Below are 15,064 nucleotides of genomic sequence, written 5' to 3' on the forward strand. Positions count from 1 at the left end.
GTAACCTATCTGCCCGGCCGGTCACAGCTAGAACATAGGATGATGATCTTGGGTGAGATTCGCGCAGTCCGTTGCGCGATGTGCAGCGGTATGACCTCGCGTACGGTATCTTGGAAGACGTTCCTCTGGCCGGAATAGAGGCCGCGTGTTGAGCCTTCGATCTCTATCAACTTGAAACTATCTTTGTCGAACAAAGTAAACGCGACACGCATCGCGGGGTTTCGAACATACACGAGGTATATGGTTCCGTTATGTGGTGTCTGACCCCATTGATCCTCATCTTGCGCCTCTAGGATCTATTCCCCCTGGCGCAGCCCTTAAGAATCGATTTAGAGGTCTGTCGCTACGATGACCTTGACCCCGAGTGCGCCTATGGCGCGGGCTGCGCGGGGGTCTCCGCGATGCGCGGGCGGATCGATCGCCATAGGCCGTGGGTCGAATAACAGCCCCATCCCCAGCGCAGCCATCCGAGCAGGGCATAGGCGAGCCACAAGGCCCACGCGAGCATCAGTAGCCGGTAGGCGCTGAGCGGCACCGACCACACCTCGGTCTGCGGTAAGGCCGGATCGCTGCGGTCCTGAAACCAATTGAGATCATAGGCGGTCGAGCCATTGCCGGCGACTTGCATCTCCGGATATCCCAGGAGCCCGTTCTGGATCGCATCGAAAAGGCAGGACAATGCCACCACTGTAAGCAAACCCAGACCAAGCTGTATAGCGTCGAAAGCGTACGGTTTGATGGCGGGATTCAGTTGCGCGCGCCCACCGAGGGCGAGCAGCCAACCCACGACGATGAGCGCTCCCCAGATTGAGGCTTGGCTGAGTCCGATTCCGAGCGAGAACCACTGCCAGCCCTTGAGCGGCGTGAACCGCGTGCGCCCGAGCCCGTAGGCCACGAGCACGAGCACCGCCAGCACACCCCAAATGAGCACCGCGGGCCCGAGGCGCGGCCCCCGGCTCAGGAGCAGCCAGCGGTCGTTGCCCAGCGTGACCTTGAGGTAATGATTGACGCTCGGCAGGCCGAGATCGACCTCGGGCGAAAGGAACCGCGTCTCCATCCCGCGCGGCTCGCGCCACAGGAGTTGAAAACGTTGCGTCCCAGGCACCACCGGCAAGGTGACCCGGCGGCCTTGCTGGCGGATCGGTTGGGCGGCGCCGCCGATGGTGATCTGTTGTAGCCGGGCCGTCTCGGGCAGCGTGAGCGTGTGCTGGCCCCCTTGGCTGCTCTCGAGGGTGAGGTCCAAGGTGGCATCGATCGCGCGTTCCCCCGCGCTGACAGTCAGCCGGCTATTCTGTAGCGTCAGGGTCGGACCGGAGACCCCCGCGGGTCTAGAAATACCCAGCGTGACCGATTCGCCCGGCCAAGGGCGCCATTCCGGCAGCCAGCGGCCGCTCGGATCCTGATGATGCACGACCGCGATGCCTTGAACCGCCAGATGCCAGATCGGGCTCACATCCGCACGCCAGGTCTCGGTCCACTGCGTGGTCTCGGGTGCGGTCAGCTCGAAGGTGGGCGCATGCTCCAGCACGGAGTCCCAGCGTACCGATATCTGTTGTGCATCCAGGCTCACCAGCACCTTCTTGTCCTTCACCCGCACGCCGGAGGTGGTCACCGATTCGCCCGCGAGCAGTGGAACTTCGATGACCACCGGCTCGAGCGTTGGAGAGATGCGGGTCACGGTGGTTTCGACGCGCCAATCGAGTCCTAGCCGCAAGGTGCGCTCGACCCGTGCGAACGAGGGCAGGGGGCCGGGTTCCAAGACCGGAAGATCGTCCGTGCCCGCGGTGCGGGTGAGTTGGATCTGGGCATCGGGGACACCGTTCTCATGCACGCCATCGACACGCCAGCCCTCGGCGCGCACCTCGACGCGGTGCGGCCTCAAGGGTAGCGGCAATTGCAGTTGCGGGCGCGGCGGCAGGGGTCCCGAGAGCAGAAGCTCATGGCGTCCGGGTTCCAGGTGCACCCAGATCTCGCCACCCTCGGTGCGCGCCAGATCCGTGGCCGGCTGGGAATCGACCAAGATCTCTTGCGGCAGCCACTGGCCGGCCTGGGTGGGCAGGGGCACGGATACGGACTCCGCGACGTGGATCTCGACGCGCAACCGCATCGCCGTGGGCGTAATTTCCGCATAGAGTCTCGGGCTTTGCGCGCAATTGGGCAGGCACTCCGGCGGGGCTAGCAGACGCTGGCGGAGTTGTTCGAGGAGCTTGGCGCTCGGGTACTCGGCGCGCGCCTCGGGCACGGGTGCGAAAAGGTAAGCAAGAACCAAGAGCACCGGGGTCTTAGCCACCGGCGTGCCGGCGCCCCAGGTGGTCGCGAACGGCACTATCATCCGTGCGCACAGCACCAGGAGCAGGATCACGCGCGCGAGGCTCAAGCCTAGGTTCATCGCGGGTGAGAGGAGCACCAGCCGCAGCTCTTGTTCGCGTTCCACCGGACCGTTCCAGCGCAGCGCTACCTCGTTCCAACGCCATTCGGGCCGGCCCGGCCCGGTCTGGACGCGAGCCTTGGGGTCTACTTCGCCCAAGACACCCACCCGCGCCCTTACCTTTGGCGCGTCAGCCTCTGCCATCAATCGCCGCGCCATCCTATCCGTTTTCTGTTCGGCACGCTCTCTCATCTCCTCTACGCTCATGGGCGCATCCAAGCTGTCCGCCCTGCCGCCGGCCACCCCTTCCCCGGGCTGGCTAAGGGTGGCCGCCTCGGGCGGGGCGGCCGGTGAAACTTTCGTCACCGGTTGCACAAGCCCGGGCCGCTCGAGCTGCGGATAGAGACCCAGGCGCACTTGCTCGATCGCGAACGGGATCGCGATCAGCAGCAAAATCGCGGCGCTCACGTTTCGGTAGCCGCGTGCCAGAGCGAGGAAGCGGCCTGCGGGCAGCACCCGGACCAAGGCGTTCGCGGCAAGAAGATGTAACCAGATGAACTGTGGCGCATCGGCTTCGTGCCAGATAAGCGCGAGCCCGGCGAGCATCGCGAGTCCCCAGCGCCAATGCCACAGCCGGGCCGTCGCCAAGGCAGCGATTATGACCAAGAAGAGATCGAGCAGCGTCCAGCGTTCGACCCAACTCGCGGTCACGTCGTCGCTGCCCGCGGCCGCGAACAACCGCCATCCCGGGGGAAGGTGGAGGGTCGCTTGGAGCGACTGGACGTCTTGATTCCAACCCACCGCGGGGAAGCGGCCCACTTCGCCCTCGTAGCGGCTGTCGGCATCGAGATTCAACGCGCCGCGCCGGACTTCGACGCCAGGCCGGTTGGAGTCGGGGAGGGTGGTAATGAATTGCGGGACAGCGTCGATCGCGACCCGTCCGAGGTGTAATTGGTCGCCGGCCTCGATCCGCCAACCGCGGGTCATCGTGCCGCTCACGAGATCGCGGACGGTATACCCGCTCCCCTCCATGTCGAGCCACAGGTTCCGCACGAGACTCAAGCGGTCGGGGGCCGGATCGGGATCGCCCCGCCGCACCAGCTTGAATTCCAGGACATCCTTCGGGCCCACGCGGTACGCGGGCAAAGATTGCCACTCGGGGGGCACATTGGTCTGACGCGAATCGATGGCCGTCACGCCTTGGATCTCGACCAGACGCAGGTGATTGCGGGCATCGAATACCCAGATCTCCGTCTGCGGCCAAGGGTCGGTTGGAGACGCCGCGTGCAGCGCGGTCACCGTGCTTGGCGCGCGCGCGCTCAACTCCACCGCCCAGTGCCCCGGGCGCAGTTGCAATCGCAACCGGCCATCGGGCTCGAGACGCGCGGGCAGCGCGCTCGATAAACCCAAGGGAATGAACTCCGGTAGGAGCGCACTGCTTAGCATCACTTCGCGCGGCTCGCCGGCAACATCGATCTCAAGCCGGGTGACAAGCTCAAGCGGCACCTCGTCGATGATGCGCCGGAACACCTGGATCTCCAGCCGCTCTTCGAGCGCGGTCTTTCCCGCCTGTCGCTTCAACCAGAGCTGTCCATCGGGGCGGATGTCAGGCCAGCTTACGGCTGTCTCATTGACGATGAGTGATACTAAAGCGGTATCGGGCGGCACATACAGGGAGTCGGGCAAGCGTTCCCAGCGCCACCGGCCGGTGATCTGATACCGTCCCGGCGGCAGCGATACGCCGGGTTTACCCTCGCGCTCGGTCACGGAAGCAGGTTGCCCATCCACCTGCACCTCTTGGGGCCAGCGCTTGAGATCTCCCGGCAACCCGATCCAGCTTTCGCGGTAGACGCGCCAGAACTGGATAAACTCCCCCTCGCCCTGGTCGATCTTGAGCACCAGCCGCGATGGCCAAGCGCAGCGCCGCGCCGCGGGCTGGTTATGGATGAACGGGCACTCGCGATCGCGCTCTTCGTACAGCACCCACGGTACCCAGGGGGCGAGGCTAGGCGGGATCTCGTTGTCCCGAAGCGGGCGCGCCTCGGTGCCGAGGCTCGGGCAAAGCAAACTCAATAAGACCAACACGGCTCGGATATGCATAGCGAGGGAATCCCGGTTCGGTTCGAGCGGCGCTTTAAACACTACCCGCTAACGCGGGCTGTTGATTATGGAACCACCTTCGGTGTTCCGCGGGACCCTCATTGCTCACGGAAAATTTCCAGATCATCGGCGCGCGTTGACCAGGAGCGGAAAACCTGTTCGCGATGGGTAAAGTAGTAAAAATCAGCCGCATCCCATCCGAAAAGTTCCCAACCAGCGGACTTGATCCGTCCGTGGTGTTATCTATCATACCTTGAGCTTCGGTGTTCGTGTAAACCTACCTGATCCCCACATGAGGGAAATTGCATGTTGCTCTACCTATTCGAACGCATCAAGAGAGTGCTGTTTGATGTTGCCCTGTGTTTTGTTCGCAACCCGAACCTCAAGTTTCATTCCTTGAATCTGAAGTTCAAGCATGAGGGGGATCTGTCACAGATTTCCGAAAAATTCGGCATCAGACTGGAAACTCTTCAAAGACAACGAGATACCGGTCTTGACAACCCTGCTTATAGATTTCACCGTGACGAGGGTTTCCTGTCGTATTTTGCTTCCCACGCTGAAGTCCTTAAGGGATGTTCGTGGTTGGACGTTGGAGCCAACACAGGGGCCGTGAGCTTGTATCTTTCCGAGATCCTGGATTCTAGCAATTTCGAACTGTGCGATATCACTGTCGCTCGTCGTTCGAACTTCCCCGTGAAGAAAATTGCTGGCACGCACTTGGACTATGAGAGCAACAGCTTCGATCTCGTCTTCTTCAGTTATGTTTTGCATCACGCAGCGGACAATACCATACAGCTCTTACGGGACGCTCATCGAATTGCACGGAAGTACGTGGTTGTGACCGAAGACCCCAAGGAAACTCAGGACGACTACCTTTGGGCGTACATGCACGACAGAGGAGGTACTTTTAGAGGGCGGAAAGAATGGAGGGAACTGTTTTCCACTCTTGGTTTTTCGGTTGTCTACGAGAAGGCGCTCGATTGCCAACCGCACAGCCGTCACTTTTTTCTACTTGCGCCCAACAAAGTCAGTACCACGTAAGCTCGCACATGCGAACAGCGCTTTTAAACGCCCTTTTTCGTCGGGTGACCGTCGCGATGGACTGGATCGTCCGGAGGATACGCATGGCTCGAGTGATACAGATCGGTGCCCGGTGGTCGTAAGGATAGGCATTTCAACGCGAGTCTTCAACGGGCGATGTTTCGTCGGACGGTCAGAAAAACCTATCCCCTCACCCGGCCGCGACGATCGGTTCGCTCAAGCGCGCCTCTTGGGCACGCTCCAATTCCTTTGCCTCTTCTTCCTGCTGCAGGGCCCACATGCGCGCATAGGCGCCGTCAAGGTCGAGTAGCTCGCGGTGGCCGCCGCGCTCGATGATGCGGCCCTGCTCCATGACAAGGATCTGATCCGCGTCGACGATGGTGGACAGGCGATGGGCGATCACCAAGGTGGTGTGGTTCTGCGCCACCTGTTTGAGCTCGGCCTGGATGGTTTTCTCGGTCTTGGAGTCGAGCGCAGAGGTGGCTTCGTCAAACACCAAGATGCAGGGATCCTTCAAGATGGTGCGCGCGATGGCGACGCGCTGTTTCTCGCCGCCCGAGAGTTTCAGGCCGCGCTCTCCCACCAGCGAGTCATATTTGTCGGGCAGCGACTCGATGAAATCGTGGATATGCGCATGCTTGGCCGCCTGGATGACTTCAGCGCGCGACGCGTGGGGTTCACCATAGGCGATGTTGTAGTAGATGGTGTCGTTAAAGAGCACCGTATCTTGCGGCACGATACCGATGGCGCGGCGCAGACTTTTCTGCGTGACCCGGCGAATGTCCTGGCCGTCGATGGCGATGCACCCGGCGCTCACGTCGTAGAAGCGGAACAGCAAGCGCGAAAGGGTCGATTTACCCGCGCCGCTGGTCCCCACGACCGCGATCTTGTGGCCGGCCGGTATATCGAAGCTAACATCGTGCAAGATCGGGCGCCGCGGGTCATAGGCGAAATCAACACGCTCGAAACGCACCGCGCCCGGCCCGGCGGCCAGATCTTTGGCGCCGGGATCGTCTTGGATCTCGGCGTTGATTGCGAGCAGCCTGAACATCTTTTCCATGTCGGCGAGCGACTGCCTGATCTCGCGATACACCATACCGAGGAAGTTGAGCGGGATGTAGAGCTGGATCATCAGCGTGTTGATCAGCACCAGATCGCCGAGCGTCATCGTATGCTGCACGACGCCATCGGCGGCCCGCAACAGGAGCAGCGTCAGGCCGGTCGCGATGACCGCGCTCTGCGCGATGTTGAGGCCGGCAAGCGACGTTTGGCTGCGCACCGAAGCCTGCTCCCAGCATTGCAGGTTATCGTCGTAACGCCGCGCTTCGAATTCTTCGTTGCCGAAATACTTGACCGTCTCATAGTTGAGCAGGCTGTCGATGGCTTTGGTGTTGGCCCTGGAGTCCATCTCGTTCATCGCCCGGCGGAACTTGGTGCGCCACTCCGTGATGCTGATGGTCAGCACGATATAAATGACCAGAGTCCCGAGCGTAATGAGCGCGAACCAGATCTCATATTGGGTGATAAGGATTGCGCCCACGAGCGCCATTTCCAGCAAGGTGGGAACGATGCTGAAGATGAGCAAGCGCATCAGGTTTTCGATCCCGCGCGTGCCGCGCTCGATGTCGCGCGCCACGCCCCCGGTTTGGCGTTCCAGGTGGAAGCGCAAGCTCAGCGCGTGCAAATGCTGAAATACATCGAGCGCTAGGCGCCGGATTGCACGCTGCGTGACGCGCGCGAAGACGACGTCTCTGAGATCGGTAAATAGCGTCGTCGAGAATCGGAGCAAGCCATAGCCGATTAGCAGAAACGCCGGCACCATCAACAGCGCTGTGGGTTGATTCAGCCCATCGACGATCTGTTTTAGGACCAGGGGAACCGATACATTGGCAAGCTTGGCGACGATAAGGCAAGAGAGCGCCAAGACTAAGCGCCCGCGGTATTCCCACAAATAGGGTAGCAACACGCGCAACGCCTTGAGGTCGGCGGGATCGTCAGTCAACGGAGGCCGGCGGGATTCGGAACGCATATGTATATAAGGTCAGCTGCCGGCCGGATCGTCTGCCGTAGGCGTCCGAGCATCTATGTGACGCTCGCAGGGAACGCCTCCGGCGCCGGGGCTTCCGAAGACGATCAACTTGTGTGCGGCCCTGCAGCGTTCGGCCACTTGAAAGAGCGACGGCTTCTGTGGAAGCATCGCCGAAAAACGCACGATATCGGCCCAGCCGAGGTCATCCTCCGTCAAGGGTTCGCAGTTCAGGTCCACCAGGCGGATCTCATAGCGGCTGGGGGTCAACGCGCCGATGGTGATAAGGCCGAGCGGCGGCATCAGAGCTTGCTTGCCGATGAGAAGAAGAAAGTATTGCATTCCCCAGTAGGTCTTCGGAAATTCCGGGTAGACCATCAATAGGTGCCGATAGCGCATGCGCATAGCGTCGGGAAACGGGCGGCTCACCTTGTGCGTCAAACTATAGTTACACCCGGTCCAAGCTCATGCGGCCCGGGCCGTTAAACACAACGTAGAGCATACCACCCATAATTGCCAGGTTTTTCTGGAACTGGATAAGCTGCATCTTCACTTGCTCGGGGTCTACCGCCCAGAAAGCGTGAAAGATCAGGGTGGCCGGGATGAGGAACAGGAAAATCGCGAGCGCCGCCCAGCGAGCTTTGTAGCCGAGGGCGAGCAGCAGGCCGCCGCCCAACTCGATGAGGAAACGATAATCAACAACACCTCGCTTGGCGCCCCGAGGATGGAAGGCGCATCCACTACGAGCGGCGGGAGCGCGAGACGCCAACTGGTCTCGAAACTTGGCGCCTCGGGCCAATGAATGGCCAGAAAATTCTCCGATCCAGGACCCGCGTGTTTGACAGCTAACAGGTCCAGTCGCATCTTCCCTTCTGAAGAAAAAGGCCTTTTAAAATCCCTATTCCCAGCGCTCGTCTTGACGATGAGATGCAATCTAAATGTGAATTTCTCACAGAATTTTTGTGACAAAGTTCCTAGCTGAGCTTCGATTCAGTCACTATCTTACCTCGCATGCTGGAGAGTGATTGCCGGTGTGCAACTGCCAAGGCAACACGCTAAGGTCAGTAAGATAATCGCTACCTCAAGAAGGGGCGAACAGGACGTAGATGTTTTCTCCAGCATGACCTTACCACACTAACGCGTGTAAGGTTGACCCGGAGGCGTATTGGGCCGTGCTAAAAGCCCTGCGGCAAGGACGCCGGTTTCATTTCCGCGGCTTGAAGTATGACCAAGGTAGATCACAACATATTGGTTACCGTAGTTAAACCCGTGAAACATTAAAGGAGAGAAAGATGGACCCAATTCTGTTTTGGAACGACGTTTCACTCGAAGCCAATCGTGTAAGCCACACGAACGGCAAGAACGAGCAAACTGGCCCCACGCTGAGCGCACGCGCCTTGGGGATTGTGCATCTCGCAATGTACGATGCCTACGCCGGAGCATCGGGATATCCCGCGGGACTTGCCCCCTACCTAGGCGTGCCGGCACCCGCCGGCGCTCCGCTTCCCGACAACGCCAAAGACGCTGCCGTCGCCGCGGCAGCGCATGCCACGCTTTCGAAATTGTTTCCCAGCCAAAAAGCGTTCTTTGACGCCAAGCACACTGAGGCGGGCTTGGGCGGTACGGGGTTGAAGGCGGGCCATGAGTTTGGGCTTTTGGTTGCTCAAAAGTTGCTGGAAGATCGAAAGGATGATCCGAACGCGAGCGATGACGGCTACGCGGCGTCGATGGCGCGTGGCGCCCATCGCCCCGACCCTGATAATCCCGATCAAGGCTATCACGCTCCGTTTTACGGTGCGAAGTCCAACGGTTTTGCTGTCACATTCCGGCATAAGCTCGCTGCGCCACCGCAGCCAGGCACTTCCGCCTACACAAGCGCGCTCCGGCAAGTACGCGGCAAAGGCATCGCACCGGAGTTGATGGGAACCGTGCCCTCCAATACTCGCCGTACAGTAGACGAGACATTGATCGGCGTTTATTGGGGGTATGACGGAGCTGCCGATCTTGGCACCCCACCGCGCGAATACAACCAGATCGTGCGTGAAGTCGCCCGCAAAAAACCCAACCCCAACACCGGCAACCCCAACACTGCGGCGGAGAATGCTCGATTGTTTGCGTTGGTAAATGTGGCGATGGCCGATGCTGGCATCCTGGCGTGGGATCAGAAGTACATCCACGACTTCTGGCGGCCGGTCGTGGGCATTCGCGAGCATGACGCGTCCATGGGTCCAACGGGCATGGGTAACAACAACATCGATAACGACACCCACACGCTTTGGTTGCCGCTGGGCGCGCCAGCGACGAACTCGATGCACAAAGACTTCACACCATCGTATTCGATGTATCCATGCGGACATACAATAACGGGCAAGGCCAAGAATTTTACGCCGCCGTTTCCGGCCTACCCCTCCGGGCATGCCACGTTCGGCGCAGCAGCATTTCACATGACGCGTCTGTTCTATGGGACTGCTGTTGGCGATAAAAATCCGGACGCTTTGTTCCAAGATCTCACGTTCGTGTCCGATGAACACAATGGCGTGAACAAGGACAACAACGGAACGGTGCGGCCAAAACACGTCCGCGACTTCCCAAACGGCCTGTGGCAGATGATCGAGGAGAACGGCCTCAGCCGCATTTATTTGGGCGTGCATTGGGTGTTTGACGCCTTCGCTGTCGGTAACAACGGTAAGCCTGATTACACACAGAACGTTGGCGGTGTTCCACTTGGTGTGACGATTGCCGAGGACATCTTTGGCAGTGGGATGACGAAATCGCCAGTGCCTCTCCCGTCGTGAAGTAATGGCACACCGGTGGCGCGAGCGCCACCGGTGTGCTTATCCTAACGGTCCCGCCACACTCTTGAGCGCAAAACGCGGGCTCATATCTTTGATGTTCTGATATGTAAGCCGGCTGTACTTCAGCCGAGGCCCGTAGTTTTTTTACCCACTCAAGCTCCATCTTCAGCCGCCCGATCTCCTCATATATCGACGCCTGCACCACCTCTTGGTCCCGCACCTTTCTTGAGGCGTCGGCTCCTGAAGGCCTCCTTCGATTCCGCCCGAGCTGGCGCTTCCACTGGCTGATCTGCGTCGGACGCACCCCGTACTGCGTCCCCGGGGGCAGATTGTGAATCTGTCACAGAATGTTTGTACGAAAAGTCACTGAACAAGCGAAGTGCACTTCGTATCCTTAGGCAGCGTAAAAAAACTTGCTGCGGATTGGCCCCGCCCCGTGAAAGTCATCACCGAGTCGGGCAACGGTCAAGAGATCACCTGATTCAATACGAGAGTCACTCAGTTAATTAAAGTACCGGTTTTTAGATGAGAAACCAATCATTACGCTGGTACGGCATTGTCACTGCCATTGTGTTTGTGATCAGTTTAATCCTGATACAGAAACCCGCAACGGCTGAGCAAGAACGTTCCAATAACTGGCGAGTTTCACCGCGTCTTGCACGAATCGCAAATCCGATTACGGCGGACGCGTCCTCTGTGGCGATGGGTAAAAATCTCTACCTGCGAGAATGTCAACAGTGCCACGAAAAAAGCGGAAAAGGGGATGGCCCGGTAGCCGCTGCTCTGGGCAACACGGTCGCAAACCTGACGAGCTCCGAGGTTTTAGGGCAGTCTGACGGCGCGATTTACACGAAAATCAGGACCGGCAGATCCCCTATGCCCAGTTTCAAGAATCATCTAGCGAAAGAAGAAATATGGCATCTGATTAATTTCATCCGTTACGAGTTCGGCCCTAAGAGAATTTCGTCGGATGCTGACCATACGATGGTCGACAATGCTGATGGTAAATCGGGGGGTAAGTCTCACGAAGAACTGTTTAAAAAGGCCGAATTCCCATCTGCGCAAGAGTGCGGCGCCTGCCACCTGCAAATCTACCGTGAATGGTCTGTTTCGCGACATGCTTTCGCTCAGATAAGTCCTACCTTCCTTGCCTACCAGGCGACGTTGGTGAAATTGACTAAGGGGACCATGGGTGATTTCTGCGAGCGATGTCACACCCAAGCGGGCATGTTTACCGGCGAGCCAATTCTTACCAGCAATAGTAACCGTGCGAAGGTGTCTTTAGAGGGGATCACCTGTGTCGTCTGTCACCGAGTTCCCGAGGCCTATGGCAAAATCACCGGCCGTTTTCCCCTTGAACCCGGCGATATCCGCAACCCCATTTACGGTCCCCGCAAAGATGATGAGCTGCGACGTGTGCTCGATTCCCATTCAGACAACCCCCCAAAAACCCATCGCGAGGCACGTCTTCTTGAGCAGGTTTCCCAACCGGGGTTTTGTGCTCGCTGCCACGACGTACGCCTAGCTAACGGCATTCGGTTTGAGGATCTGTTTAGTGAATACAAGCAAACACCGGCGGCTAAACGGGGAGTGACGTGTCAAGGCTGTCACATGGGCCCGACCTCCGGTATACCGTCGGAGTACCCGCCCGCTTCCGCAGCGATCGTCCGCGGTGTGCCAACCCGGCCCGCTCGGCGCACTAATCATATGTTCCCGGGACCCGATAGTTCCGTGGTCCATCCAGGCATCTTTCCCATCAACCCAGAGGCGCAGGAGTTTGCCACGCCAGAGGAATGGTTGAGTTTTGACGTCGCAGCCGGGTGGGGATCCGAAGCATTCGAAAAAAGCGTGCCTGACGACGCAAAATTTCCCGGCATTTGGGCAGATCCCGAAGAGCGTATTGTGGCCCGGGAAATTATCGATCAGCAACTGGCGCTACTGGCCGAGAACCGAGCCCGTGCCACTACCTTATTGCGTAATGGCTACGGTCTCGGTGAAATAAAAATCATTGAAAAAGAAGACGGACTTAAGTTCGACGTCGAAGTTAAGAACCTGACCGACGGCCACAGCGTGCCCTCGGGGTTGATTGCCGAGCGCAACGTCTTCTTGCAGGTCACGGTGACCGACGCCGACGGAACGGTAATTTTGCGCTCCGGCGATCTGGACCCTAACGGAGACGTTCGCGACACGCACTCCTTGTACGTACACAATGGCGCCATACCAAGAGACGAACAGCTCTTCAACCTGCGGTCTCCAATTTTGGTCGGTACGGCTCATGGAGGAGAGCGCGAGCAGGTGATACCGGCCAACTACTCCTTAAATCCGTTGATCTACATGCGGCCCTCGCACACGCCATCGGTACTGTTTGGCGGCATTCGCGACCTTCGGCTGCAGAAGAAAAACATCGAGGCGCTGGGGCATCGCTGGGCAAGTTACCACGTCGATCCCAAACTCCTCACCGGTCGAACGCCTTATCGTTTAAACATCAAGCTCGTGGCGGGCCAACTCCCTCCGCATTTGATCCATGCCATTTCCGGAGCGGGCTTCGAGTACGGACTCAGTGCACGTGCCATCGGAGACAAATTGGTTGATCTTTACCGCGTACTTTGGGAACGAAATCTTGTTATTGAATAAAACCAGGGTGAGACGGTACTTGGGATTGCTAACAATGTTCGCGATCTTTGTGAGTGGTCTCGCTTTAGCACAAGGGCATCAGCCGCAAAGCAATCAGTCAAACGTACCGAAGGCCCAGAATCAGGCAACAGAAACTACCGTTCCCGAAGGTCGTAGTGCCGTCGATTTCTATCGCGACCAAGCGGTGGCGGATGACGACCCATGGCGTCTGCCCGATGAGGTTGTACAATATCCCGTAGATCCGGTGGAACGTTTGCAGCCGCTCCTCGAGATCGGTGATCCTTTTCTCGGAAAAGGACCAATCCAGCCCGGTATTAAAACGCCGACCGGTCAAATGCTCCAACCTTGGTTTTTGTTATTCGGAACTTTCCGCAGCGCCTTCCAGAGCTTCGAGAGCGGCGATGAAAACATCATTGAATGGAGCAACCGGCTTGATTTGCACGGTAACCTAAACCTCTCGGGAACTGAGCGGCTGCTCTTCTCCATGCGCCCAATCGATCGCGAAACCGGCGACTATACAGGCTACAATTTCGAACCCAACAAAGATGAGGGATGGCAGCAGGACTTCAACGCCAGGTTGACCCAACTCTTTTTTGAAGGTGATGTCGGTGAGATCTTCCCGGGGTTGGATCCGACCGACTCCGGCACCTTTGACGTGGGTTTTTCCATTGGTCGCCAGCCAGTACTGCTCCAGGATGGGCTCCTACTGAACGACATCATTGATATGGTCGGAATCACCCGCAACTCCCTTGTGTTTGACGGTGTGTCAAACCTCCGCTTGACTGGGGTATATGGCTGGAATCATATCAATCGAGGCAACAACGACCTAGCCGACAACAACAATGACCACTCTGCGCACCTGTTTGGTTTGTTCTCGGAAGCAGACACCGCATGGAATAACACCGTTTCGCTGGATTTCATTTATGTTGACGACGATCGCGATGGACATGCCTGGTATGCGGGAGCTGCATCGACCCAACGCTTCGGCTGGCTGAACACGACGTTCAGGGTTAATGCCTCTATTCCGGAGCAAGACGAAACGCCCACAGTGGGACGCGGAGTACTTCTACTCTCTCAACTGTCTAGCACGCTGCCTGGTTCCGACAATATCGCCTATTTCAATACGTTCTGGAACATTGACCAGTTCACATCGGCTGCGCGGAGCCCAGATCAGGGTGGCCCCCTGGCAAACCTCGGCATCTTGTATGGCCCAGTGGGAATGGGCCGTTACGGAGTGCCTCTCGGGCAGCCGATCGACGATACCATTGGTACGGCAATCGGCTACCAGATGTTTCTCGACGGCATCGATAGCCAGCTTATCTTGGAACTCGGCGCCCGCACGAGCACCAAAAGCGGGAGAGATGAAGGTGTCCTAGGTTTTGGCGCCCGCTATCAGCGCACTATCGGCAAACACCATGTGCTGCGTTTGGATTCTTCTGTGGCCGGCCAAGAAAGAGACGGGCCTTCTTACGGATTGCGTATAGAGTGGATGATTAAATTCTGAGGCAGATTAGCGATTAGATCTCTCTTCCTGATTGTTCCCTTGAAAACCGCATTATCAGGGCTAATAGACCAGCTACAGACGCACCATGCGGCGGACAACGCCATCGTTGCGGAAGGCATGGTACAGGGCGCCGCTGATATGCGCGGCCATCAGGGCCAGCAATATCCAGCAGGTCCACAAGTGAATATCAGAGTAAAACATGTTGAGGTCTTCGTTTTCGTAACCCCAGTCGGGCAGGTCCACCATCCACCAGAGTGTCGTACCCCAACCACTGTAGGATGAAGACATGTAGCCGCTGATACAGCAGGCAAGTATCGTCACGTACAGAATAATGTGATCGACAATCGCCAGTTTATGCATCCAGGGCTTCAACGCAGCGGATTGTTCCGGGGCCGGGCGATGCAGAAAACGCACATAGAGCAATAACAACAGCACGAACACCAGGGTAATGCCAAGATTCTTGTGTAACTGGAATGGAAATTCGCGGTAGCGATATTCTTCAGATGGCAACGGCAATGCCAGCATCCACCAGCTTGAAATAAACAAAAAGAATACCGATACAGCCAATAACCAGTGCATTATTACCGCTGCTCTAC

The 15,064-nt window shown here is 58.2% G+C and carries 9 protein-coding genes; 4 read left to right on the forward strand and 5 right to left on the reverse strand.

The genetic code is table 11. From position 1 onward, the window contains the following. Positions 1-370 precede the first annotated feature (370 nt). Positions 371-4,468, reverse strand: coding sequence for a hypothetical protein (locus tag M3436_03030; protein MDQ3563139.1), 4,098 nt, complete (start codon positions 4,466-4,468; stop codon positions 371-373). 306 nt (positions 4,469-4,774) lie between these two features. Between M3436_03030 and M3436_03035 the strand changes: the two genes are divergently transcribed. Beyond that, complete coding sequence (locus M3436_03035) at positions 4,775-5,509, forward strand: class I SAM-dependent methyltransferase (protein ID MDQ3563140.1); 735 nt, start codon at positions 4,775-4,777, stop codon at positions 5,507-5,509. Positions 5,510-5,699: 190 nt separating this feature from the next. On the opposite strand, the gene M3436_03040 is transcribed toward M3436_03035, so the two are convergent. The 3 genes from M3436_03040 to M3436_03050 are packed head-to-tail and all read right to left on the reverse strand — an operon-like array spanning position 5,700 to position 8,211. Then, a complete protein-coding gene (locus tag M3436_03040; protein ID MDQ3563141.1) occupies positions 5,700-7,538 on the reverse strand; it encodes an ABC transporter ATP-binding protein/permease in 1,839 nt (612 codons plus the stop codon). A 12-nt stretch (positions 7,539-7,550) separates the two neighbouring features. Next, positions 7,551-7,964 (reverse strand): hypothetical protein, encoded by a 414-nt coding sequence (locus M3436_03045; GenBank protein MDQ3563142.1) that lies wholly within the window; start codon positions 7,962-7,964, stop codon positions 7,551-7,553. 19 nt (positions 7,965-7,983) lie between these two features. Then, the gene (locus tag M3436_03050) at positions 7,984-8,211 is read right to left on the reverse strand and encodes a DoxX family protein (protein MDQ3563143.1); all 228 of its coding nucleotides are present in this window, start codon (positions 8,209-8,211) and stop codon (positions 7,984-7,986) included. Between the two features lie 616 nt (positions 8,212-8,827). Between M3436_03050 and M3436_03055 the strand changes: the two genes are divergently transcribed. From M3436_03055 to M3436_03065, 3 genes are all read left to right on the forward strand, one after another. After that, complete coding sequence (locus M3436_03055) at positions 8,828-10,330, forward strand: phosphatase PAP2 family protein (GenBank protein MDQ3563144.1); 1,503 nt, start codon at positions 8,828-8,830, stop codon at positions 10,328-10,330. 525 nt (positions 10,331-10,855) lie between these two features. Next, a complete protein-coding gene (locus M3436_03060; GenBank protein ID MDQ3563145.1) occupies positions 10,856-12,964 on the forward strand; it encodes a c-type cytochrome in 2,109 nt (702 codons plus the stop codon). Between the two features lie 34 nt (positions 12,965-12,998). Further along, on the forward strand, positions 12,999-14,468 hold the full coding sequence (locus M3436_03065; protein ID MDQ3563146.1) for a hypothetical protein: 1,470 nt from the start codon (positions 12,999-13,001) through the stop codon (positions 14,466-14,468). 72 nt (positions 14,469-14,540) lie between these two features. On the opposite strand, the gene M3436_03070 is transcribed toward M3436_03065, so the two are convergent. Continuing rightward, positions 14,541-15,047 carry a cytochrome b/b6 domain-containing protein gene (locus M3436_03070; protein ID MDQ3563147.1) on the reverse strand — a complete coding sequence of 169 codons (507 nt, stop codon included), beginning with the start codon at positions 15,045-15,047 and terminating at the stop codon, positions 14,541-14,543. Between the last annotated feature and the right edge of the window lie 17 nt (positions 15,048-15,064).

Source organism: Pseudomonadota bacterium, from assembly GCA_030859565.1.
Taxonomy (GTDB): domain Bacteria; phylum Pseudomonadota; class Gammaproteobacteria; order JACCXJ01; family JACCXJ01; genus USCg-Taylor.

Excerpts from the sequence above, each read along its gene's own strand:
- M3436_03065 (MDQ3563146.1), top strand. The coding sequence starts at position 12,999 with ATGTTCGCGATCTTTGTGAGTGGTCTCGCTTTAGCACAAGGGCATCAG.
- M3436_03060 (MDQ3563145.1), top strand. The coding sequence starts at position 10,856 with ATGAGAAACCAATCATTACGCTGGTACGGCATTGTCACTGCCATTGTG.
- M3436_03030 (MDQ3563139.1), bottom strand. The coding sequence starts at position 4,468 with ATGCATATCCGAGCCGTGTTGGTCTTATTGAGTTTGCTTTGCCCGAGC.
- M3436_03040 (MDQ3563141.1), bottom strand. The coding sequence starts at position 7,538 with ATGCGTTCCGAATCCCGCCGGCCTCCGTTGACTGACGATCCCGCCGAC.
- M3436_03055 (MDQ3563144.1), top strand. The coding sequence starts at position 8,828 with ATGGACCCAATTCTGTTTTGGAACGACGTTTCACTCGAAGCCAATCGT.
- M3436_03070 (MDQ3563147.1), bottom strand. The coding sequence starts at position 15,047 with ATGCACTGGTTATTGGCTGTATCGGTATTCTTTTTGTTTATTTCAAGC.
- M3436_03035 (MDQ3563140.1), top strand. The coding sequence starts at position 4,775 with ATGTTGCTCTACCTATTCGAACGCATCAAGAGAGTGCTGTTTGATGTT.